Genomic DNA, 23492 nt, shown 5'->3' with positions numbered 1-23492 from the left:
GCCGCCTGTGTTTTTATTTATTATGAAAATAACCATCTTCGATGGTGACTTTGAGTACGACTTTCTTCACTGCGTTATTACAAATAAAACGATAGGCTTCATGGTTGTCACAAATAACCATTTGTCCTTCGCGCACTTCTACGGTTTTTCCACAGCCTTTCAGATATTCGCGATCGGTTTCATCGCGATAATATTCAACCACCTGGAGATCCTCTTTGGCGGCATACTCTATTTTTTGCTGTCCTTGCAGGTAGTAATGGATCTCAAAATAACGACGATGACCGGTAAACAGCGCATCGGTCGCGGAGTCTGTCTCCACGCGATAGCTCAGGGAATCACCGATAGAGTGGGCGACGCCTGGTTGAATATTATCAATATTTTCAATCGCTTCGACGCAGCGCTGCCATTTCTTCCCGGATGCGTAAATTTGTTGGAACTGCGCTAAGTTGTCGATGATCCTCATTTTGTATTCTCACTGTGCAAATTCGTGGAAAAGAACCCGGCACCAAAGACGCGGCTGGCGGCGGTTTGAGCGCTAGATTCGCTACCGGAAACCGGCAACAACGTGAAGCCGTAGCTGAACGAACGGAACCAGACGCGCCAGGAATCAAGCACCTCGCTTCCCCACGAGTTGGAGCCTAAGCCCAGCACCTGGTGGTCCAGATTCAGGGTGATGTCATCGCTGCGCTGCAGCGCATTACAGTGCTGTGCGGTAAAGATATTTTCTGGCGTATAGCGCCAGGCGCTCAGGTTGACAGGGTGCTGCGGAACCACCAGCAGACCGTTGCCGTGGCGGTTGGTTAGCGTTGCCCAGCGCACGTCCTGACGATTGCCGTTGTTTTGCGGGAACGGATAGTTTTCGAACATCTCATCCACGCTGCTGCGCCAGATATCGATGATGTTGGCCTGCTGGCTATCGGCATAGTTTTCACCGGGACCACGTCCGTAATACGCCACCTGCCCCAAATCGCCGTTGATGCCCATCGTGAAGCCGATGCACGGAATAATGTCTCGGTACTCGCCGTAAGGCTGGCCGGAAAGCTCCACGTTCAACTGACCATCTGCGGCAATCCGCCAGCGGTAGGTACAGCGCATACCGAAATCAAATACCGGCGGGGCGATAATCGTCTGGCTGGTTATCAACAGCGCGTCATCGGTTTGCTCAATGGCAAAATCGCGCAGATGCTCCTGCATAATCTGTAAATGATTTGGTTGCCAAAGGCCTTCGAACTCTTGTTTGTGGTTATCAATGGTTGGTTTGAAGAAATTAATCTTCGGCTCGCGGGTAATCAGCTCCTCACCGTTAACGGTCCAGCTAATGGGCTTACCGTTCAGTTTTGAGAAGGTCAGAAGGAAGTTATAACCGCGTATGGTGCAGCTCTGGCGGCTGTCTTCCAGCGTCAGAGGGGTAGCGTTTTGCTGGCTAAACGGTACGGCAGCCGCCGTTCTGGCCTTCAGCGGGAACTGATAAGTCGCGATGTGGTGCCCGGCTTCGCTGTATGCCGTACGGGAATCTTTCGTCACGATGACGTTGAGGAACGCTTCGCGCGCATCCAGCTCCGGCAGTGTGCATTGCACCAGGGTATCGCTGTCAGGAGGGACGTCGCGCAGTTTTATCTGCTGAGCAGAAAGCGTATCTCCCTCGGCGCGAACCTCAATATGCAAGGTGTAGTCGTCAAGCGTGGTAAACCACAGTTTGTTTTCTACCCGTAGCTCGCCGCGAGCCAGATCCTGTGCGCGTACTTTTACTGGCGCAATCACCTGCTTGTATTCCTGCAGACCCGGCCCCGGGGTTTGATCGGAATAAATCAGGCCATCAAGGCAGAAGTTGTAGTTGTTCGGATAGTCGCCGTAGTCGCCGCCATATTTGTACCAGACGTTGCCGTCGTCATCTTTGGCCTGAATCCCGTGATCGCACCACTCCCAGACATAGTGTCCCTGAATGCAGTCATGCTGATAAAAGACGTTCTGATATTCCGTCAGCCCGCCGGGACCGTTGCCCATGGCGTGAGCATATTCGCAGATGATGCGCGGCTTAGGATGTGGATATTCGCCAAACTCATTCATCAGCGGCACACGGGTGTACATGGTGGAGATGATATCCACCACTTCGGCGTCACGATCTTCTTCGTAATGGATCAGACGCGTGTCATCCAGCGCTTTCGCGGCGTGATACATGGCGCGGATGTTACAGCCGTATCCGGATTCGTTGCCGAGCGACCAGATGACGATCGACGGGTGGTTTTTTTGTGCATGGATGTGGCGCACGATGCGCTCAACGTAGACGTTTTCCCACAGCGGATCGTCGGTTATCCGGCTGATATCGCCGATATTGGCGAAGCCGTGAGATTCAACGTCGGTTTCGGCCATCACGAACAGACCGTAGATATCGCACAATTCATAGAAGCGCGGATCGTTCGGGTAATGGGCGGTACGCACGGAATTGATGTTGTGCTGCTTCATTAACAGCAGATCTTTTTCAACGCGATCCATGCCAACCGCACGGCCTTTTAGATGATCGTTGTCGTGGCGGTTAACGCCATGCAGCATCACGTAGCGGTTATTGATGTAAAACAGACCGTCGCGAACTTTGATATCGCGGAATCCGACCCGCTGTGGCACGACCTCAAGGAGATTGCCGTTGGCATCTTTCAGCGTCATCACCAGATGATAAAGATACGGCGATTCCGCTGACCACTGCTGCGGCGCGCTAACCTTGAAATTAAAAGCGGTGCGGGTGTGTTGATCCACTGCCAGATTGTTAATCACGCCGCTATGCAGCGCCTGCTCACCGTCAAACAAGGTGTATTCGAGCGACGCCATCGCTGGCGTGGCAGCCAGGTTTTCCAGCGCAATGTCGCAGGTGAGGGTGGCGTCGCGATAGTCATCATCGAACTCGGTGCGAACGGTAAAATCCTGAATATGGGTCGCCTGTTTGCCTACCAGATAGACGTCGCGGAAAATTCCCGCCGACCACCACATGTCCTGGTCTTCAACGTAAGTGGAATCAGCCCATTGCATTACGCGAACGCACAGCAGGTTGTCACCGGTCTTCACCACCGCGCTGATATCAAATTCAGCCGTCAGGCGGCTGCCTTTGCTGAAACCGACGTACTGACCATTCACGTAAACTTCGAAGTAGGTTTCTACGCCATCAAATTTAATCAGCGTTTGTTTGCCCTGCCAGCCTTCGCTGAGGGAGAAAATGCGCTGGTAGGCTCCGGTGGGGTTATTGGTCGGAACGTAGGGGACATCAATCGGGAAAGGAAAACCTTCGTCGGTATACTGCAGTTTGCCGTGTCCTTCCATCTGCCACATGCCTGGGACGGTGATGCTGCCCCAGTCATTCATCAACTGCGACGTAAAGATTTCCGGCACCTGCAGCGGATGCTCAAAGAACTGAAAATTCCACTGACCGCTTAGCAACTGAAAGAGGCTGCTGGTTTCACGGGCAAACGAGCGAGCCTGCGCAACGGAGTCATAAGAGAAAAAATATGCGCGTGGCGCCAGTCGATTTTCGTGGGTGAGCTGAATGTTTTCCCAGCGATTCATAAGGCCTCCCGGTGGAGAAAAATCGGAACCATTCATTTTAATGGTGAGTAAGTGTAATTGATGGTGATTTTAGTAAAAGTTTTACTAAAATATAGCGAGTAAGGTGATTTACTTTAACTGGATCACGAAAATAATGGGGCGCAGAAAATAATGCATGACAATGCGCGCCCGGCATCAGAAGAAACCGGGCGTGTTTACTGGGGATTTTAGCGGGTGGTGCCGCGCAGTTTCAGCTTGCTGGGAACAAAAACCAGCAGAGGAAGCGCACGCCCATCGCGGGCTTTCTCAAACAGCAGGTTGACGCCCTGACTGCCCATCATTTCTGAATGGATGCGAACGGTGGAAAGCGGAGGAAAGGTGAAGCGCGCTGTCGGGATATCATTAACGCTAATCAGCGAAATGTCCTGCGGAATGTTCAGGCCACGCTCGTGAATGGCGCGCAGAACGCCAATAGCAATCGAGTCTGAAGCCACAAACAGGGCACCGGGATAGTCGGCTTTCGCCAGCATTTTTTTTGCCAGTTCATACCCTGATGAACTGGAGAAACCGCCGCGATAGATGTCCTGTTCAGAAACGACCTGCTGCAGACGACCGTATTCGACAAACGCGGCTTCACGGATATCTGCCTTGCCGGGTTCGTCTTCACCGCCGATGAAGCCAATGCGAGTGACGCCCTGGGCGATGAAGTAGTCGATACTCTCTTTACTGATGCGGGCCAAATCGATATCGACGGCGTCATATTCGCTGCCGGGTTCATGGAAATCGATAAAGCAGATGTTGTCGGTAAGCGCTGCTGCTGCATTACGCAAAGCCGAAGAAGGCTTGCCGACAATAAGAATGCCGGTAATGTTTTTGCTCTCCGGTAGCCCACTGTGCTCATAGCAGTTGGTCAGTTCGATCCCCAGCTTCTCACACTGGGTTTCTATTCCGTGACGGATCGCGAGATAGTAAGGATCGTTGATTTCCAAATCCTGCTGGTAGCTGTAGAGCGCCAGAATATGCTGGGGGCCGAGCGCGCTGGTCTGGTTTTTACGAGCACTGCTGGTTTTGTACTCCAGTTTTTCCGCGATCTCCAGAATGCGATGCTTGGTCTCTTCTTTTACATTCAGCGTGGGGTCATCGTTTAAAACCCGGGACACTGTCGCCAGGGACACGCCAGCTTCGATTGCGATGTCTTTAAGTGTTGCCATGTTTGCCTTTTCCCTGAGTTACCTGCGCATTGTAAATGAAGTGCTTATCTATTCATCTGTTTTCAGTAAAAAAAGTACGTTTAATTGACATGCCTGGGGTAAAACTGGGCTTTCAGAGTGTGATGACTACGTCATTTTCCCGCTTTTGAGAACCATGCCAAGAAAATATTTTGCTAGTATTTAGTAAAATTTTACCAAAGGAGAACACAATGGATACCGTCGCATTTGCTGATTTTGCCCGAATGGAAATACGTGTTGGAAAAATCGCACAGGTAAAGCGCCATGACAATGCTGATAAGCTGTATATCGTGCAGGTGGATGTGGGAGAGCGTACGCTGCAAACCGTGACCAGCCTGGTGCCTTATTACAGCGAAGAGGAATTGATGGGGAAAACGGTGGTGGTGCTGTGTAATCTGCAAAAGGCCAAAATGCGCGGGGAAACGTCAGAATGCATGTTGCTGTGCGCTGAGACGGACGATGGCAGCGAAAGCGTGCTGCTGACGCCAGAACGCCTTATGCCTGCGGGTGTGCGGATTGTTTAAGTTGTGCTAATTGCCGGATGGCCGCTACGCTTTTATCCGACCTACATTTGATCCCGTAAGCCTGAGATGCGCAGCGCCATCCGACCTGTATTACACCTGCTCCACGCTCACCCGTAATGCTGCCAGGGCTTTGCGCGTCGATCGCAATACCAGATCGCATTGCTCGATCGTTAACGTTAAAGGCGGTTCGATACGGATCGTCTTTGCATTGTTGAGCGTGCCGGCAACCAGTACCCGCTGGCGGAACATCTCACTGGCAAAGTTGTAGCCGATTTCATTATCGACAAACTCAATTGCCATCAGCATGCCTTTACCGCGTACATCATGCACGAGGTCTGGGTACTCCCGTGCAAGCTGGCGGAAACCATCCAGCAACATATCGCCTTTCTGCTCCGCCTGAGCCGGTAAATTTTGCTCCAGCAGGACGTTAATGGTGGCTAGCGCAGCCGCACAAGCGAGCGGGTTGCCGCCAAACGTGGTGGTATGCAAGAAGGGATTGTCGAACAGGACGGAAAACACTTCTTCGGTGGCAATGGTTGCGCCAATTGGCATCACGCCGCCGCCCAGCGCTTTGGCCAGACACATAATGTCGGGCTGCACGTTTTCGTGCTCGCAGGCGAACATTTTGCCGGTACGACCCATGCCGGTCTGCACTTCATCAAGGATCATCAGTGCGCCAAACTCATCGCAAAGTTTACGCACGGCGGGCAAATACCCTTGCGGTGGCAGGATCACGCCCCCTTCACCCTGGATAGGTTCGAGGATCACGGCTGCGACGTCGTCACCGGTCTTTTTACACTCGCTGAGCATGGTGCGCATCGCGTTAATATCGCCAAACGGCACATGGCGGAAACCCGGCAGCAGCGGCATAAAGGGTTTGCGGAAGGTTGATTTAGCCGTGGCGGACAGTGCTCCCAATGATTTGCCGTGGAATGCGCCGCTGGTGGCAATGAACGTAAATTTACCGCGCGGCGATTGATACGCTTTCGCCAGCTTCAGAGCGGCTTCAACCGACTCGGTCCCGCTGTTACAGAAAAAACTGTATTTCAGTTTACCTGGCGCCAGCGCGGCGAGGGTTTTTGCCAGCATGGCCCGCAGAGGGTCAAGTAGCTCCTGGCTGTGCAGAGGTTGTTTCGCGAGTTGATTCTGTACGGCGGAAACCACGACTGGATTACGGTGCCCCACGTTGAAAATTCCAAATCCACCCAGGCAATCGACGAACTCCTGCCCCTGGGTGTCGACAAGCGTATTCAGGCTTCCCGCTTGCCACTCTACGGCTCCGTAATCCCCGCCTGCAGTTACAGATTTTCGATACTCTAAGAACCCCGGATTGACATGCTCCTTGAAGTATTCAATCACCTCTCGGTTTAATGATTTCATTTCCTCATGATCAAGCGTGCGCTTTTCGATGAGATTCAGTGCGTGTGCGCTGCAGGCCAGGGCCGATGCGCTGGAAGGTAACCTGTTCAAAATATGCTCCCGGAGCTCGCGTATCACATGATACTGATTTAAGTATTGCAGTGATTGCGCCATTCCGGCGCGCTTAGCAAAAATCGGGATAAACACCAGGAAACATCTCATTCACGAAACATTTAATGCTGATGTTTAACATTTGCTGGCATTTTGCCCAGGTTAAGACCGCGAAAACAGATCGGAAAAGCACTTTTCTGCGCTAAAAGTGAGCAATGTTTGCACTGTGACGGTGCGTTGGTAGAAGTGCAGTTGAATAGTTACTGAATGAAAGTATTTTAAATCAATGGATTAGAATGCGTACAGATTTTGAGGTTTAATCACAAATTGCGATCTAAATCAAATTTAACAACTAAAGATAAAAAAATTATCGCCGAAATAACATAAGCCGAAAGAGTTAACAACCAGATAACCTGCACAGGACGCAATCATGTCTTCTCATCCCTACGTTAGTCAGCAAAATACACCGCTGGATGATGATATCACCCTCATGTCGACCACCGATTTACAAAGCTATATCACCCACGCGAACGATACTTTTGTCCAGGTCAGTGGCTATCAACTGAATGAATTGCTTGATAAGCCGCACAATCTGGTTCGTCATCCGGATATGCCAAAAGCGGCGTTTGCGGATATGTGGTACACCCTGAAACAGGGCGAGCCATGGAGCGGGATTGTGAAAAACCGGCGTAAGAATGGCGATCACTACTGGGTAAGGGCCAATGCGGTGCCGATGGTACGGGAAGGTCGTGTCACCGGATATATGTCGATTCGTACCCGGGCCACTGACGAGGAGATTGCGGCGGTAGAGCCTTTATATAAAGCGCTGAATGAAGGGCGTTGCAACCGACGTATCCATAAAGGACTGGTGGTACGCAAAGGCTGGCTGGGTAAACTCCCGGCGCTGCCGATTCGCTGGCGAGTGCGCAGCGTAATGGCAATTATGTTTATCGTACTGGCGGCCGCATTGCAGCAAATGGGCGCCGAATGGCCGTTACTGCTGATAAGCGCGCTGGTGATGATGCTGGGAACGGCTATTTTCGAATGGCAGATTGTGCGTCCTATTGAGAATGTCGCTCGTCAGGCGCTAAAAGTGGCGACCGGTGAACGAAACAGCGTGTCGCATCTTAACCGCAGTGATGAACTGGGCCTGATGCTGCGAGCGGTTGGGCAACTGGGGCTAATGTGCCGTTGGCTCATCCATGATGTCTCCAGTCAGGTGAGCTGTGTGCGCAGCGACAGCGAAACGCTGGCGAAAGGCAGCGATGATTTAAACAAGCATACGCAGCAGACCGTAGAGAACGTGCAGGAAACGGTGACCACCATGAATCAGATGGCGGCATCGGTGAAGCAAAACTCAGAGACCGCCGCCGCGGCCGACAAGCTCTCCATTGCAGCCAGCAGCGCGGCGACGCACGGCGGCGAGGCGATGGATACCGTCATCAAAACTATGGACGATATCGCCAACAGCACCCAGCGGATCGGCACCATTACCACGCTGATTAACGATATTGCTTTCCAGACTAATATTCTGGCCCTGAACGCCGCTGTTGAAGCCGCACGGGCGGGTGAGCAGGGGAAAGGGTTCGCCGTGGTGGCGGGAGAAGTGCGTCATCTTGCCAGCCGCAGCGCCAGTGCAGCCAATGATATCCGCAAGCTGATTGATGCCAGCGCCGATAAGGTGCAGTCCGGATCCGACCAGGTTCACGCCGCAGGGCGCACGATGGATGATATTGTGGCGCAGGTGCAAAACGTGACGCAGTTGATCGCCCAAATCAGTCACTCAACGCTGGAACAGTCAGATGGTCTTTCGAGCCTGACTCGCGCAGTGAATGAATTAAGCAACATTACGCAGAAAAACGCCGAACTGGTTGAAGAGAGCGCCCAGATTTCCGCGATGGTGAAACATCGGGCTGGTCGTCTGGAAGATGCAGTCACGGTGCTGCATTAATATTAACGATAAAGGCGGAACGCAGGGCAAACGCGTTCCGCCTGCTCTGTAGATTAATCCAGTTGAGTAATATCCAGCGCAGCGCGATCGATAATACCGATGATTTTTTTGATCTGCGCATCGCTGGTATCACCATGATTGACCCGTAGGTCCAGCACGGCTTTGAAGTTCTCCAGCGCGCGTTTCATCTGCGGGTTCTTGCGTAATTCAAAACCCACGCAGCGGGTTTTAATACGTTCATGGATATGTTCCAGATGCTCACGGTTTTCATCCAGCCACTGCTGGCCCTGGGTTGTGATCGCAATCTGTTTACGCCCGCCTTCCTCGTCGCTGATGGTGATCAGCTCTTGATCCTGCAAGAAATCCAGCGTCGGATAGACGACGCCCGGGCTCGGGGTATAGTTGCCCTGAGTCAGGGTTTCAATCGCTTTAATCAGCTCATAGCCGTGGCTGGCGTCGTGGGTCAGGATATCCAGAATGACCAGGCGTAATTCTCCGTGACCGAAGAAGCGCTGGCGACGACCGCCGCCGCGACCGTGGCGGTGTCCACAACCCTGTTCGTGGTGATGTTCTTTGTTGCAGCCTGCATGGCGATGTTCTTCACCTTTGCAGCAACCTGCATGGTGTTCGTTGTGGCGGCCTTCGTGGTGATGTCCTTCACCCTTGCAGCAGCCTTCGTGTTGGTGCTCTGTATGCTTGCAGCAACCTTCATGATGGTTTTGCATCATCGTCTCCTGATGTGTTTTAGATATATCTAATTTATATCTAAATATTGTTTTGGTGCAAGACTATAAAATGTTTTTTGTTTAACTTTATGATTTTTATCTTTTTTAAAGGTGTGTGTTAGCCGTTTAGTCAGAAGGCGACTATATCAAAAAAGTGCTTGCAATCTTTCTGATTAGCAATCATTATCATTTAAAAATTAAATTAGATATATCGTATTATCTTCCGAAGGCGAAAAAATGACAAAAAACACCTCACGCTACCCGCAGCGCGTTCGCAATGAACTGCGTTTTCGGGAACTTACCGTCCTGCGCGTAGAACGTATTAGCGCGGGCTTTCAGCGCATTGTACTGGGCGGTGACGCTCTGGATGGTTTTAGCTCACACGGCTTTGATGACCATACCAAGGTCTTTTTCCCTGAACCGGGCAGCCACTTTGTGCCGCCGGTTGTCACTGATGAAGGTATTGTCTGGGCTGACGGCGTGCGTCCGATATCCCGTGATTACACGCCGTTGTATGACGAAGCACGCCATGAGCTGGCACTGGATTTCTATATTCATGACGGTGGCGTGGCAAGTACGTGGGCGATGAATGCCCGCGAGGGTGACAAGCTGACGGTAGGCGGACCGCGCGGTTCTTTGGTGGTGCCAGAGGACTATGCGTATCAGGTTTACGTGTGTGATGAATCGGGAATGCCTGCGCTGCGCCGACGCCTGGAGTCGCTCAGCCGTTTAGCGGTACGTCCGAACGTCACGGCGCTGGTAAGTGTGCAGGATGCCGCGTACCAGGACTATTTTGCCCATCTCGACGGATTTACTATTCAGTGGTTTATCGGCCATGACGAGCAGGCGGTGAATGAACACTTATCGCGGCTAATCGTACCCGCAGATGATTACTACATCTGGATTACCGGCGAAGGTAAGGTGGTCAAAAACCTGAGTGCTCGCTTTGAAAGCGAGGCGTTCGATCAGCAACTTGTTCGCGCAGCGGCTTACTGGCATCAGCGTCGTTAATCAGTAATTAGATGGCGGCACGCCAAACGCCTGGCGGAATGCGTAGCTAAATGCCGCGGTGCTTGAATACCCTACGTCGAGCGCCACGGCGGTCACGCTTTTATTTTTCTTCAGCATTAATACGGATTCCAGAATACGCATTTTTTGCTTCCAGACGCTGAAAGGCAATCCGGTTTCTTTTTTGAAATGGCGTGAAAAGGTACGGGCAGACATACCCAGATGCTGCGCCCAGTATTCAACCGAATGCTCCAGCGCCGGGGATTCTTGTATTGTTCGGCAAACTTTGGTTAATTCGCGATCCTGCGGCCAGGGTAATACAAAAGCGACTTCCGGAAGCTGCAGAATAATGTCGACCAGGACGCTAACCAGCTTGCCCTCTTTTGACTGGCTATCATAATGGCCCGAAATTAAATTCGTGGCGTAATGAATAAACTCTCTGGCGAAATCACTGATAGCCACCACTTTACATTCATTGATGCTCTCTTCAAGAAAGCTCGGTTTAATATCCAGATTCTCTAAATACACATCATCCAATGCCCAAACCGCATGCTCCGTATGATTCGGGATCCAGATGCCATAATGCGCCGGGATTATCCAGCACTTGCCGGCAACATCAATACGCATACTGCCTTTGCGGGCGAAATGAAACTGCATAAAAGAGTGTGAATGCTGTGGAACATGATGATTGGCTTCCAGGACATACGAGCGAAAGTAAACATCCTGCGGCAGTTCCGTCATGGAGTTATCCGGGAAGGAGTTCCACTGTTTTTGCACGAGAGTTTCCATAAATAAATCGTCAATGCTCCCGATGGTGTGTCCGCTGCTCGATAGATCTTGTCCGCGGATCATAATACATACACTCTTTTTTCCATAATAATCTTGCGTAAGAATTTTTAGCCCACCTTTGGTAAAAACCATGAACTCGCTTTGTTCAGATGCTGTCATCGTCAATGAAACAAATGATAACTGGACCCGAATGGGAAAAGAGCTGCTTTCGCAAGCAGATATCAGGATTAATGGCTCCCGTGCCTGGGACATTCAACTTCATCATGCCGGTTTCTTTAAACGGGTACTGCAACAAGGCTCGTTAGGGCTTGGCGAAAGCTATATGGAAGGCTGGTGGGACTGCGAGCGGCTCGATATTCTGTTCTGCAAAATCCTGAAAGCAAAACTTGACCAGCAGATGCCGGGTAACCTGAAAGATATTTTACGTATTGCCAGCGCACGCCTGTTTAATTTGCAGTCGCGGAGCCGCGCGTGGATTGTCGGCAAAGAACATTATGATATTGGTAACGATCTCTTTGCGCTGATGCTTGATCCGCATATGCAATATTCCTGCGCTTACTGGAAAGACGCAACCACATTAGACGATGCGCAAAATGCCAAATTAAAAATGATCTGTGAGAAGCTACAACTGAAACCGGGCATGCGTTTACTCGATATTGGTTGTGGCTGGGGTGGGCTGGCGGAATATGCGGCGCGTCATTATGGCGTGGCGGTGGAAGGCGTCACCATTTCCAAAGAGCAGCAAAAGATGGCGCAGCAGCGCTGTGAAGGACTGGACGTTAAGATTCTGCTGCAGGATTATCGCGACCTCGATAAACACTACGATCGCATTGTCTCCGTGGGGATGTTTGAACACGTCGGGCCAAAAAACTACGACACCTATTTCAGCATCGCCGACCGTTGTTTAAAACCGGACGGACTGTTCCTGCTACACACCATTGGTAGCAATAAAAAAGGGATGAGCGTCGATCCGTGGATCAATAAATACATTTTCCCGAACGGCTGCTTACCGGCGATCTCCCATATTGCCGAAGCCAGCGAATCACGGTTTGTGATGGAAGACTGGCATAACTTTGGCAGCGATTACGATAAAACGCTGATGGCGTGGCACGAGCGCTTTAATCAAGCATGGCCGGAGCTGTCATCACGTTATTCCGCCACCTTCAGAAGAATGTTTAACTACTATTTATGCGCCTGCGCCGGGGCTTTCCGCGCCAGAGATATTGAACTTTGGCAGGTGCTGTTTAGTCGCGGCGTAGAGGGCGGGATCCGCGTGTATCGTTAACGTTCTGCCTGATAAGCGAAGCGCTATCAGGCAGTAAATACCTGAGAAGCGCTCCTTGTTACATCTTAGCCCAGCTCACTCTCCGCCAGCGCTTTAAACACCATCGCTACGGCGTGCGCGCCGGGGTCCATGTTTCCGAGCAGGCTTTCGCTGCTCAGATACGATGCGCGACCCGCATTGGCTTTGCTCGACAAACAGGTTCGTTCGGCTCCCGCTTGCGCGGCGTCGAATGCGGCCTGCAGATTTTTCGGCTGTGTGAGCAGCGAGGTCAGGGCCGGTTGCAGCGCATCAATCATCGTGCGATCGCCTTCGTCTGCGCCGCCGTAGAACTTCATCTGCGCCAGCCCCGTATTTAGCGCTTCGACAACGTTAGCGCCCTGTTCCAGTTTCTGCCCGGCGGCGGTAAAGAAGATTGACATCAGCACACCGCTGGAACCGCCCATCACCACGGTCAGACGTTCGCCAATCAGCGCGAACAGCGTGGCAAGGTTATCCAGCGGCAGTTGCTGGCGATGCAGCAGGCTGGCAATTTCACGCGCGCCGGCGGCAAAGGTCGAACCGGTATCGCCATCGCCGACTTTGGCGTCCAGCGCATTCAGATGAGTCTCCAGATCGGAAAGGGTTGCGGTGACCAGCTCCACAATCCCGGCCACCAGGGCGTTTGCCGAAGGCTGGAATTCCACGCGGGCGCTACGCTGAGATGACGCTACGCAGCTGATTTCACGCGGTGGGACCGGCGTCGGCCAGTTGCTGGTTTCCACTTCGGTGAGCAGTGCTTTTTCGATGCTCTCTTCCAGCACGATGGCCGTCAGTGAGAAGCCTTTCATATCCAGCGCGGTGACCAGCGAGGCCGGGCCAATTAGCCAGTCGATACGCGAGTGCAGCGGGCTGCTGGCGAGTTCGCGGGTGATGATGGCCATTTCGGCCACGGAAACGCCGCCAAGATTATTAATCATCACCGCCAGACGACCGGTTTCAGGCAGGGCGGCCAGCAGTTTATCCACCATCAGGTTCACCACTTGCGCACTGTTTTGGGTGTCGATAACCGATGCGCCTGGTTCGCCGTGAATGCCCATACCCAGCTCCGCATGACCCGGATGATGACGAGGGGCTGCGTCGGTTTCTTGCGGCAGATGACAGCTGGAAAGCGCTACGCCCAGGCTAAAGGTGTTGCTGGCTGCGTACTGCGCTTCACGCAGGACGGTGGCGAGGTTATAGCCGCGTTCGGCAAAATAGCCTGCGATTTTATGCACCAGGATAGTTCCCGCAATGCCACGTGGGTGTTTGTTATCCGGCAGGGAGATGTCGTCGCCGACAATCAGCATTTCAACGTTATAGCCAAGGCGGCGCGCCTTCTCGGCGGCGAGACCGAAATTAAGACGGTCACCGGTGTAGTTTTTCACAATCAACAGACAGCCAGCCTCACCGGTCACCGCCTGAATGGCGGTCAGTACTGCATCCACGCTCGGGGAGGCGAAAACGTCGCCGCAGACCGCAGCGGTTAGCATGCCTTTACCGATAAACCCAACGTGCGCGGGTTCGTGTCCCGAACCGCCGCCGGAAATGACCGCTACGTTATTTTTATTAAGGTCACGACGGACCACGATGCGAATGGCCGGATCGCTTTCCAGACGCGCCAGGTTATTCCATGGGCTGGCGATAATCGCCCCGTCGATGACGTCGCTCACGAGATAGGTGCGTTGGTTAAAAAAGAATTGAGACATAACGGCTCCTCGAGGTTGAGTGAAAGACAAACCCCCGAATGTAGGATCATGGTGCGGAGGCAATGAAGAGATTCTGGCGAAGTCAGCGTGGAAAAAAACAACGCTAAAATGAGTTTCATTACGGAACGTTGATGCTATTTTTTGTTCCGAAATGAAACTTAAAAAAGCGGGGAATGATCATAATGCGAGCTCGCTCGACTTTTTTCTCCTGCGATCAGCGCCGCTCATACGGCGCAGCCAGCCTTTTTTTGCCGGTTTTAATTCAACTGCATGAGTAAAAGAGGAACTGAGCTTCGTGTTTGCCGGAGATTTGGGGGTAAATGTACGGATCGGGATCGCAAACCTTATCATTTTTGTGGATAAGCGTTCCAGAATGGAACGTGCGTCGTTTTTATCTGTTTCATATCAGAACAAAATGACGAAAGATTTTTTTGTTCACGCCTCGCCATACAGTTATTGCATCGCTCCGGTACCTCCTGTTTTTGCCGACAGCAACAGGCCAAACAGGTTAACGCCAGGGCTCACCATGTAAAAACATGTACTTATTTGAGGATGAAAGGAATGCTAAAAGTTATTCAATCTCCAGCCAAATATCTCCAGGGCCCTGACGCTTCCACCTTATTTGGTCAATACGCTAAAAATCTGGCGGACAGCTTTTTCGTGATTGCGGATGACTTCGTGATGAAGCTGGCGGGAGAGAAGGTACTCAATGGCCTGCACAGCCACGACATTAGCTGCCACGCGGAACGCTTCAACGGTGAATGCAGCCATATTGAAATTAATCGCCTGATTGCCATTTTGAAACAGCACGGTTGCCGCGGCGTGGTTGGGATTGGCGGCGGGAAAACGTTGGATACCGCCAAAGCGATTGGTTACTACCAGAAGCTACCGGTGGTGGTGATCCCGACTATCGCCTCTACCGATGCGCCAACCAGCGCGCTGTCGGTCATCTATACCGAAGCCGGTGAGTTTGAAGAGTATCTGATCTACCCGAAAAACCCGGATATGGTGGTGATGGACACCGCAATCATTGCCAAAGCGCCGGTACGTCTGCTGGTGGCCGGGATGGGCGATGCGCTCTCAACCTGGTTTGAAGCGAAAGCCTGTTATGACGCCAGAGCGACCAGCATGGCGGGCGGACAGTCCACCGTAGCGGCGCTGAGCCTGGCGCGCCTGTGCTATGATACCCTGCTGGCGGAAGGCGAAAAGGCACGCTTTGCCGCGCAGGCTGGCGTGGTGACCGATGCTCTGGAGCGTATTGTCGAAGCGAACACTTACCTCAGCGGCATCGGCTTTGAAAGCAGCGGTCTTGCAGGGGCGCATGCTATCCACAACGGTTTTACGATTCTGGAAGAGTGCCACCATTTGTACCACGGTGAAAAAGTCGCCTTTGGTACGCTGGCGCAGCTGGTGCTGCAAAACAGCCCGATGGAAGAGATCGAAACCGTGCTGAATTTCTGTCAGAAAGTAGGCCTGCCGGTAACGTTAGCGGAAATGGGCGTGAAAGACGACATTGACGGCAAGATCATGGCCGTGGCCAAAGCGACCTGCGCGGAAGGTGAAACCATCCACAATATGCCGTTCCCGGTGACGCCTGAAAGCGTACATGCCGCGATTCTGACGGCAGACCTGCTGGGACAGCAGTGGCTGGCGCGTTAATCAGTCGTCGGTAAGTTTTTATCCGGCATCTTCTCCCCCCTCTGACAGTCTCTGCCGGAGGGGTTGTCTATGGTAAAACAGCGGAAAGGGATATGACGACGCACACTCAGGACATTGGGAAGGAAGTCTCTTCGGTCATTGCCCAGTCATGGCATCGTTGCAGCAAGTTTATGCAGCGGGAAACCTGGCAGGCGCCGCATCAGGCGCAGGGCCTGACCTTTGAGTCGATCTGTCGTCGCAAAACGGCGCTGCTGACGATTGCTCAGGCCGCGCTGGAAGATGCCTGGGAGTTTATGGACGGCCGTCCGTGCGCGCTGTTAATTCTGGATGAATCAGCCTGTATTCTCAGCCGTTGCGGCGATCCGCAGACGGTGGAGCAACTGGCGGAGCTCGGTTTTCGCGACGGCAGTTACTGTGCGGAAAGCATTATTGGCAGCTGCGCGTTGTCGCTGGCGACGATGCCGGGGCAACCGACAAAAACCTCTGGCGATCAGCACTTTAAACAGGCGTTGCATCCGTGGTCGTTCTGCTCTACGCCAGTATTCGATAACCATGGTCGACTGTTTGGCTCCATCTCGCTGTGCTGTCTGGTAGAGCATGAGTGCGTTTCTGATTTATCCCTGACGCTGGCGATTGCCAGAGAAGTCGGCAACTCATTGCTGACTGACAGCCTGCTGGCTGAATCCAACCGCCATCTGAACCAGATGTACGGGCTGCTGGAGAGTATGGATGATGGCGTGATGGCCTGGAACGAACAGGGCGTATTGCAGTTCCTCAATGCGCGCGCGGCGCTGCTTTTGCATCTCGACGCGCAGGCCAGCCAGGGGAAGAATATTAACGACCTGCTCAATCTCCCCATGTTGCTGCGTCGGGCGATCAAACATGCCCGCGGCCTGAATCATGTCGAAGTCACCTTTGAAAGCCAGCACCAGTTTGTTGATGCCGTCATCACCCTGAAACCGATTGTTGAAGAGCAGGGCAACAGCTTTATCCTGCTGCTGCATCCGGTGGAGCAAATGCGTCAACTGATGACCAGCCAGCTCGGCAAGGTGAGCCACACCTTTGAGCAGATGTCGACAGACGATCCAGAAACCCGACGTTTGATCCACTTTGGTCGTCAGGCGGCGAGGGGAAGTTTCCCGATCCTGCTGTGCGGGGAAGAGGGCGTCGGTAAAGAGCTACTGAGTCAGGCCATTCACAATGAAAGCGAACGCGCCAGCGGGCCGTATATCGCCGTGAACTGCCAGTTGTATGCCAACAGCGTACTGGGGCAGGATTTTATGGGCAGTGCGCCCACTGATGATGAAAACGGTCGGCTGAGCCGTCTTGAACTGGCGAACGGCGGCACGCCGTTTCTGGAAAAAATTGAATATCTGGCGCCGGAGTTACAATCCGCGTTGCTGCAGGTGATTAAGCAGGGCGTTTTAACCCGCCTGGATGCCCGGCGGCTGATTCCGGTGGACGTCAAAGTGATCGCCACCACCACGGTTGATCTCGCTAATCTGGTGGAGCAAAACCGCTTTAGCCGTCAGTTGTATTACGCGCTGCACTCTTTTGAGATCGTAATCCCGCCGCTGCGGGCGCGGCGTAACAGTATTCCATCGCTGATTTATACGCGGTTGAATAGCCTGAAAAAACGCTTTTCATCCAGCCTGAAGATCGACGACGACGCGTTGGCACAACTGGTGGCCTATTCGTGGCCGGGTAATGATTTTGAGCTGAACAGCATTATTGAAAACATCGCCATCAGCAGCGATAACGGCCATATTCGGCTGAGCAATCTGCCGGATTATCTGTTTGCCGAGCGTCCTGGTCTGGAAACGGCGTCTTCACTGCTGCCCGCCAGCCTGACCTTTACCGCCATCGAGAAAGAGGCGATTATCCATGCCGCTCGCGTGACCAGTGGGCGTGTTCAGGAGATGTCGCAACTGCTGAATATTGGTCGCACCACCTTGTGGCGTAAGATGAAGCAGTACGACATTGATGCCAGCCAGTTTAAGCGCAAACATCTGGAGTAGTTTCTTCGATTCTGGCCATCGAGAACAGCGCATCCGACAGCCGGTTGATATAACGCCTGGCCTCATCGCGTAACGTCAGCGTTCTGCCCATCGCGATGAGGATCCGCTCCAGCCGACGCGTCAGGGTTCGCGCAACGTGCAGCTGTGCCGATGCCAGATTTTTCCCCGGAATAACAAACTCTTTGAGCGGGCCGCTTTGCGCCATATTGCGGTCAATAAGCTGCTCCAGCGCCTGAATATCCTCTTCGCCAATACGCTGTTTTAAGCGTGTTAGTCCTTTCTGATCGCTGGCGAGTTCCGCCCCCAGTACGAACAGCATCTTCTGCATAGCGTGCAATTCCTGGCGTAGCCCGGCCTGGCGCGTGCTGGCATAGCAGACGCCAAGCTGGGAAATCAGTTCATCCACCGTGCCGTAGGCCTCAACGCGGATGTCGTCTTTATCGATACGGCTGCCGCCAAACAGCGCGGTCGTGCCGTTATCACCGGTTCGGGTATAGATGCGGTACATTTATTTTATCTCGCTGAAGGGAAGAACTTTAACCAGTTGACCGGCATTGGCGCCGAGCGTGCGGATCTGTGCTGTCCCGGCGCGGGTATGCCCGCAGACCAGCGCCCGATCCTCGGGCAACTGGGCATGGGTTAAGGCAATATCACCGGTGGCGTTGAGACCGAGACCCACGCGCAGCGTCGAACTTTTGGCCGCCAGTTTGCCGAGCGCCAGCGCGCAGTCATGATCGTCGCAACAGATTGCCCGGCAGGGAACGCCTTGCTCTTCCAGCCCCCAGCACAGCTCATCAAGCACGCGAGTACCCTGCCAGCGTGAGTGATAAAATAGATGTACGCCCGGTGATGAAAGTGACATTGCGCCCCCTGCGTTATCAGAATGCCTGACGGAAGATCTCGGCAATTTCTTTCTCGTTCCCTTTGCGCGGGTTTGAGAAGGCGTTGCCGTCCTTCAGCGCCATTTCCGCCATATACGGGAAATCGGCTTCTTTGACGCCCAGATCGCGCAGATGCTGCGGAATACCGATGTCGGCGGAGAGGCGGGCAATAGCATGAATGGCCAGCTCGGCGGCATCCATGGTGGAGAGTCCGTCCGTGTTTTCGCCCATAAACTCTGCGATGTCGGCAAATTTTTCCGGGTTAGCGATCAGGTTATAGCGCGCTACGTGCGGCAGCAGTACGGCATTCGCCACGCCGTGCGGCATGTCGTAAAGACCGCCAAGCTGATGCGCCATCGCGTGAACGTAGCCGAGGTTGGCGTTGTTGAAGGCCATACCCGCCAGCAGGGAGGCGTAGGCCATGTTCTCGCGAGCTTTCAGGTTGCTGCCCAGCGCCACGGCCTGACGCAAGTTACGGGAGATCAGGCGGATCGCCTGGATAGCGGCAGCGTCGGTGACCGGGTTGGCATCTTTGGAAATGTAGGCTTCCACGGCGTGGGTCAGGGCGTCCATCCCGGTGGCCGCAGTCAGTGGGGCTGGCTTGCCGAGCATCAGCAGCGGATCGTTAATGGAGACCGACGGCAGGTTGCGCCAGCTGACAATCACAAACTTCACTTTGGTTTTGGTATTGGTCAGCACGCAGTGGCGGGTGACTTCGCTGGCGGTCCCGGCGGTGGTATTCACCGCAACGATCGGCGGCAGCGGGTTGGTCAGGGTTTCAATCCCGGCATAGCTGTAGAGATCCCCTTCGTGAGTCGCCGCGATACCGATGCCTTTACCGCAGTCATGCGGGCTACCGCCGCCAACGGTAACGATGATGTCGCAATGCTCTTTGCGAAAGACCTCCAGGCCGTCGCGCACGTTGGTGTCTTTGGGGTTTGGCTCAACGCCGTCAAAAACCACGACGTCAATACCGGCTTCACGCAGATGTGTGAGGGTTTTATCTACCGCGCCGTCTTTAATCGCCCGCAGACCTTTATCAGTGACCAGCAGCGCTTTTTTACCGCCCAACAGTTTACAGCGTTCGCCGACCACGGAAATAGCATTGGGGCCAAAGAAGTTCACATTTGGCACCAGGTAATCAAACATACGATAGCTCATAATATACCTTCTTAGATTTAAATTATAATTCAGAGAAACAATTCAATGCGGTTTCTGCTAATAATCTGTCTTGTTCGACGGTACCGCCACTTACGCCAACGGCACCGATTAATTTGCCGTTTAATATGACAGGCAAACCGCCGCCAAAAATAACAATTCGTTGTTGATTGGTGAGCTGCAAGCCATATAGAGAGGCACCTGGTTGTACCGCATCGGTAATTTCATGGGTACCCTGTCGCAGGCAGCAGGCGGTATACGCTTTATTAAGAGAGATATCACAGCTGGTGACAAACGCGTCGTCCATACGTTGCATTAGCAGCGTGTTCCCGCCGTGATCCACCACGGAAAACACCACCGGAACGTTGATTTCAAGCGCTTTAGCCTCGACGGCCTGCGCCATTTTCTTTGCAGCCGCCAGCGTAATGGTGGCGATTTGTTGGCTCTTATTCACAGTCTCTCCTGAAAAGGTTGTAGGGCTGAGGTCACGAAAATATCGCGCAACAGCTATTTTTATCATTGGCTTTATCTTATTTTCTCGCCCCACGTTATTAAGTCAATAGGGTGGGAATTTCAAAAACATTACGTTCAGTTTCCTGTTGTGGCGTTTATTGATAATGATCATTTAACCTCGTCACAATTCACGGCGAATATTCCTGAGCCGCGTTTCAATATGAAACGATGGGTTTTTATTACGTACCAAATTGGAACGAAATTAATTTTATTTTTTTATTGTCCTGCTCATTTAGAGTTCGGCTATTGCTGATGAAAGGCGAATGCCGGGTGTTGTGTCCCCGGCAATACGGCCCGGCGTCCCTATTTTTTATCTTTTGAGTCCATAAACTATGAGAAGATCAAAACGATTCGAAGTGCTTGCCCAGCGGCCTGTAAATCAGGATGGGCTAATTGGCGAATGGCCTGAAGAGGGGCTGATCGCAATGGAAAGCCCTTACGATCCGGCTTCGTCGGTGAAGGTGGAAAATGGTCGTATTGTTGAGCTGGACGGCAAGAGCCGCGCCGAGTTCGACATGATTGACCGGTTCATTGCCGATTACGCGATTAACGTGCCCGAGGCCGAGCGCGCCATGCAGCTCGACGCGCTGGAGATCGCCAGAATGCTGGTGGATATCCACGTCAGTCGGGAAGAGATCATTGCCATTACGACTGCCATCACCCCGGCGAAAGCGGTGGAGGTGATGGCGCAAATGAACGTGGTGGAGATGATGATGGCGCTGCAAAAAATGCGCGCCAGACGCACCCCCTCCAATCAGTGCCACGTGACCAACCTGAAAGATAACCCGGTACAGATTGCTGCCGACGCTGCTGAAGCGGGGATCCGTGGCTTTTCCGAACAGGAAACAACGGTCGGGATCGCCCGCTATGCGCCGTTTAACGCCCTGGCGCTGCTGGTGGGGTCCCAATGCGGTCGCCCCGGCGTGCTGACGCAATGCTCCGTTGAAGAGGCCACGGAGCTGGAACTGGGAATGCGCGGGCTAACCAGCTACGCCGAAACGGTGTCGGTATATGGCACGGAGTCGGTGTTTACCGATGGCGATGATACGCCGTGGTCAAAAGCGTTTCTTGCCTCGGCGTATGCTTCTCGTGGCCTGAAGATGCGCTACACCTCCGGCACCGGCTCGGAAGCGCTGATGGGCTATTCCGAAAGTAAATCGATGCTTTACCTGGAGTCGCGTTGCATTTTTATCACCAAAGGTGCGGGCGTACAGGGGTTACAAAACGGCGCGGTCAGCTGTATCGGCATGACCGGCGCTGTGCCGTCGGGGATTCGCGCGGTGCTGGCGGAAAACCTGATTGCCTCGATGCTCGACCTTGAAGTGGCCTCCGCCAATGACCAGACCTTTTCCCACTCCGATATTCGTCGTACTGCCCGCACCCTGATGCAGATGCTGCCGGGCACCGACTTTATCTTCTCTGGCTATAGCGCGGTACCGAACTACGACAACATGTTTGCCGGGTCGAACTTCGACGCTGAAGACTTCGATGATTACAACATTCTGCAACGCGATCTGATGGTTGACGGGGGCCTGCGTCCGGTCACGGAAGAGGAAACAATCGCCATCCGCAATAAGGCCGCGCGCGCCATTCAGGCGGTGTTCCGCGAACTGGGTCTGCCGCTGATTAGCGATGAAGAGGTGGAGGCCGCCACTTACGCTCACGGCAGCAAAGATATGCCCGCGCGCAATGTGGTGGAAGATTTGGCTGCCGTGGAAGAGATGATGAAGCGCAATATCACCGGGCTGGATATCGTCGGCGCGTTGAGTTCCAGCGGCTTCGAAGACATCGCCAGCAATATCCTCAACATGCTGAGGCAGCGTGTTACTGGTGATTACCTGCAAACGTCGGCCATTCTGGATCGTCAGTTCGACGTCGTCAGCGCCGTTAATGACATCAACGACTATCAGGGACCCGGCACCGGCTATCGCATCTCTGCCGAACGTTGGGCGGAAATTAAAAATATTGCGGGCGTGGTTCAGCCCGGCTCGATCGAATAAGGCGGTACACAGTGGAATGCACAACTGAACGTAAGCCGGTTTTCACCTTGCAGGTGAGCGAAGGCGAGGCGGCTAAAGCGGACGAACGCGTGGATGAAGTCGTGATAGGCGTCGGTCCCGCCTTTGATAAGTATCAGCATAAAACACTGATTGATATGCCGCACAAAGCGATTTTGAAAGAGCTGGTTGCCGGCATTGAAGAAGAGGGGCTGCATGCACGGGTGGTGAGGATTCTGCGCACCTCGGATGTTTCATTTATGGCATGGGATGCGGCAAATCTCAGCGGTTCTGGCATCGGGATTGGTATCCAGTCGAAAGGAACCACGGTGATTCATCAGCGCGATCTGCTGCCTCTGAGCAACCTTGAGCTGTTCTCTCAGGCTCCGCTGCTGACGCTGGAAACCTATCGCCAGATTGGTAAAAACGCCGCGCGCTATGCACGTAAAGAGTCGCCTTCGCCAGTGCCAGTGGTTAATGACCAGATGGTACGCCCCAAATTTATGGCCAAGGCCGCGCTGTTTCATATCAAAGAAACCAAACACGTGGTGCAGGATGCTGCGCCTGTCACGCTGCATATTGCACTCGTAAGGGAATGACCATGAACGACAACATCATGACCGCGCAGGATTATCCATTAGCAACCCGCTGCCCGGAGAAAATCCAGACTCCTACCGGCAAACCGCTAACCGAGATTACCCTTGAGAATGTGCTGGCGGGCCGTGTAGGTCCGCAGGATGTGCGTATTTCTCAGCAAACGCTGGAGTACCAGGCGCAGATTGCCGAACAGATGCAGCGTCACGCCGTGGCGCGTAATTTCCGTCGTGCGGCGGAGCTTATAGCAATCCCGGATGCCCGTATTCTTGAAATTTACAACGCGCTGCGGCCGTTTCGTTCTTCGTTCGCCGAGCTTCAGGCCATTGCCGATGAACTGGAACATACCTGGCATGCCACGGTGAACGCCGGGTTTGTCCGCGAGTCGGCAGAGGTGTATCTGCAGAGAAACAAGCTGCGTAAAGGCAGCCAGTGA

Annotated in this window: 20 protein-coding genes; 9 read left to right on the top strand and 11 right to left on the bottom strand. The window is 53.2% G+C overall.

The features are described 5' to 3' along the window. Positions 1-13: 13 nt before the first annotated feature. The 3 genes from OGV38_RS21950 to ebgR all read right to left on the bottom strand — a co-directional run bounded on the left by OGV38_RS21950 (position 14) and on the right by ebgR (position 4742). Positions 14-463: a beta-galactosidase subunit beta gene (locus OGV38_RS21950; RefSeq protein WP_016154597.1), complete on the bottom strand. Its 450-nt coding sequence runs from the start codon at positions 461-463 to the stop codon at positions 14-16. Next, positions 460-3552: a beta-galactosidase subunit alpha gene (ebgA, locus tag OGV38_RS21945; RefSeq protein ID WP_286474993.1), complete on the bottom strand. Its 3093-nt coding sequence runs from the start codon at positions 3550-3552 to the stop codon at positions 460-462. The genes OGV38_RS21950 and ebgA overlap by 4 nt, the downstream gene beginning before the upstream one ends. Before the next feature lie 206 nt (positions 3553-3758). After that, positions 3759-4742 (bottom strand): transcriptional regulator EbgR, encoded by a 984-nt coding sequence (gene ebgR, locus OGV38_RS21940; protein ID WP_016157523.1) that lies wholly within the window; start codon positions 4740-4742, stop codon positions 3759-3761. A gap of 209 nt (positions 4743-4951) precedes the next feature. Here ebgR and OGV38_RS21935 point away from each other — a divergent pair, with 209 nt between their 5' ends. Further along, complete coding sequence (locus OGV38_RS21935; protein ID WP_016157522.1) at positions 4952-5284, top strand: tRNA-binding protein; 333 nt, start codon at positions 4952-4954, stop codon at positions 5282-5284. A gap of 90 nt (positions 5285-5374) precedes the next feature. On the opposite strand, the gene ygjG is transcribed toward OGV38_RS21935, so the two are convergent. Continuing rightward, positions 5375-6754, bottom strand: a complete 1380-nt coding sequence (gene ygjG / locus OGV38_RS21930) for a putrescine aminotransferase (protein ID WP_049259762.1) — start codon at positions 6752-6754, stop codon at positions 5375-5377. Positions 6755-7184: 430 nt separating this feature from the next. Between ygjG and OGV38_RS21925 the strand changes: the two genes are divergently transcribed. Further along, positions 7185-8705 (top strand): methyl-accepting chemotaxis protein, encoded by a 1521-nt coding sequence (locus OGV38_RS21925; protein ID WP_016154592.1) that lies wholly within the window; start codon positions 7185-7187, stop codon positions 8703-8705. 53 nt (positions 8706-8758) lie between these two features. On the opposite strand, the gene OGV38_RS21920 is transcribed toward OGV38_RS21925, so the two are convergent. Next, positions 8759-9433 carry a PadR family transcriptional regulator gene (locus OGV38_RS21920; protein ID WP_269518967.1) on the bottom strand — a complete coding sequence of 225 codons (675 nt, stop codon included), beginning with the start codon at positions 9431-9433 and terminating at the stop codon, positions 8759-8761. Between the two features lie 234 nt (positions 9434-9667). On the opposite strand from OGV38_RS21920, the gene OGV38_RS21915 reads away from it, so the two are divergent. Then, entirely contained in the window at positions 9668-10441 is a 774-nt protein-coding gene (locus OGV38_RS21915) for a siderophore-interacting protein (RefSeq protein WP_269518965.1), read from the top strand. Here the strand turns inward: OGV38_RS21915 and OGV38_RS21910 are convergent, their stop codons facing one another. Next, positions 10442-11290, bottom strand: coding sequence for a helix-turn-helix domain-containing protein (locus OGV38_RS21910; protein ID WP_016157517.1), 849 nt, complete (start codon positions 11288-11290; stop codon positions 10442-10444). It abuts the gene before it with no gap. 67 nt (positions 11291-11357) lie between these two features. On the opposite strand from OGV38_RS21910, the gene cfa reads away from it, so the two are divergent. Continuing rightward, positions 11358-12512: a cyclopropane fatty acyl phospholipid synthase gene (cfa, locus tag OGV38_RS21905; RefSeq protein ID WP_019077741.1), complete on the top strand. Its 1155-nt coding sequence runs from the start codon at positions 11358-11360 to the stop codon at positions 12510-12512. A gap of 65 nt (positions 12513-12577) precedes the next feature. On the opposite strand, the gene OGV38_RS21900 is transcribed toward cfa, so the two are convergent. Then, positions 12578-14236, bottom strand: coding sequence for a glycerone kinase (locus tag OGV38_RS21900; protein WP_269518960.1), 1659 nt, complete (start codon positions 14234-14236; stop codon positions 12578-12580). Between the two features lie 561 nt (positions 14237-14797). Between OGV38_RS21900 and OGV38_RS21895 the strand changes: the two genes are divergently transcribed. Together OGV38_RS21895 and dhaR are read left to right on the top strand one after the other, a co-directional pair. Further along, a complete protein-coding gene (locus OGV38_RS21895; RefSeq protein WP_016154586.1) occupies positions 14798-15895 on the top strand; it encodes a glycerol dehydrogenase in 1098 nt (365 codons plus the stop codon). A gap of 92 nt (positions 15896-15987) precedes the next feature. Next, positions 15988-17913 (top strand): dihydroxyacetone kinase operon transcriptional regulator DhaR, encoded by a 1926-nt coding sequence (gene dhaR, locus OGV38_RS21890; RefSeq protein WP_286474987.1) that lies wholly within the window; start codon positions 15988-15990, stop codon positions 17911-17913. On the opposite strand, the gene OGV38_RS21885 is transcribed toward dhaR, so the two are convergent. From OGV38_RS21885 to OGV38_RS21870, 4 genes are read right to left on the bottom strand one after another with little or no spacing between them, the layout of a single operon-like run. Continuing rightward, positions 17891-18421: a cob(I)yrinic acid a,c-diamide adenosyltransferase gene (locus tag OGV38_RS21885; protein WP_286474984.1), complete on the bottom strand. Its 531-nt coding sequence runs from the start codon at positions 18419-18421 to the stop codon at positions 17891-17893. The two genes, dhaR and OGV38_RS21885, sit on opposite strands and share 23 nt — an antisense overlap. Beyond that, positions 18422-18775, bottom strand: a complete 354-nt coding sequence (locus tag OGV38_RS21880) for a glycerol dehydratase reactivase beta/small subunit family protein (protein ID WP_049040240.1) — start codon at positions 18773-18775, stop codon at positions 18422-18424. It abuts the gene before it with no gap. 16 nt (positions 18776-18791) lie between these two features. Then, the gene (dhaT, locus tag OGV38_RS21875; protein WP_053389288.1) at positions 18792-19955 is read right to left on the bottom strand and encodes a 1,3-propanediol dehydrogenase; all 1164 of its coding nucleotides are present in this window, start codon (positions 19953-19955) and stop codon (positions 18792-18794) included. Positions 19956-19977: 22 nt separating this feature from the next. Then, positions 19978-20406, bottom strand: coding sequence for a GlcG/HbpS family heme-binding protein (locus tag OGV38_RS21870; protein WP_003828504.1), 429 nt, complete (start codon positions 20404-20406; stop codon positions 19978-19980). Between the two features lie 391 nt (positions 20407-20797). Between OGV38_RS21870 and OGV38_RS21865 the strand changes: the two genes are divergently transcribed. From OGV38_RS21865 to OGV38_RS21855, 3 genes are read left to right on the top strand one after another with little or no spacing between them, the layout of a single operon-like run. Further along, positions 20798-22465, top strand: coding sequence for a propanediol/glycerol family dehydratase large subunit (locus OGV38_RS21865; protein WP_016154580.1), 1668 nt, complete (start codon positions 20798-20800; stop codon positions 22463-22465). An 11-nt stretch (positions 22466-22476) separates the two neighbouring features. Beyond that, complete coding sequence (locus OGV38_RS21860) at positions 22477-23061, top strand: propanediol/glycerol family dehydratase medium subunit (RefSeq protein ID WP_016154579.1); 585 nt, start codon at positions 22477-22479, stop codon at positions 23059-23061. Between the two features lie 2 nt (positions 23062-23063). After that, positions 23064-23492, top strand: a complete 429-nt coding sequence (locus OGV38_RS21855; protein ID WP_047358662.1) for a diol dehydratase small subunit — start codon at positions 23064-23066, stop codon at positions 23490-23492.

The organism is Citrobacter sp. Cb080, from assembly GCF_030334745.1.
In the GTDB taxonomy this organism is placed as follows: domain Bacteria; phylum Pseudomonadota; class Gammaproteobacteria; order Enterobacterales; family Enterobacteriaceae; genus Citrobacter; species Citrobacter braakii.
This window is presented reverse-complemented; position numbering and strand designations above follow the sequence as displayed.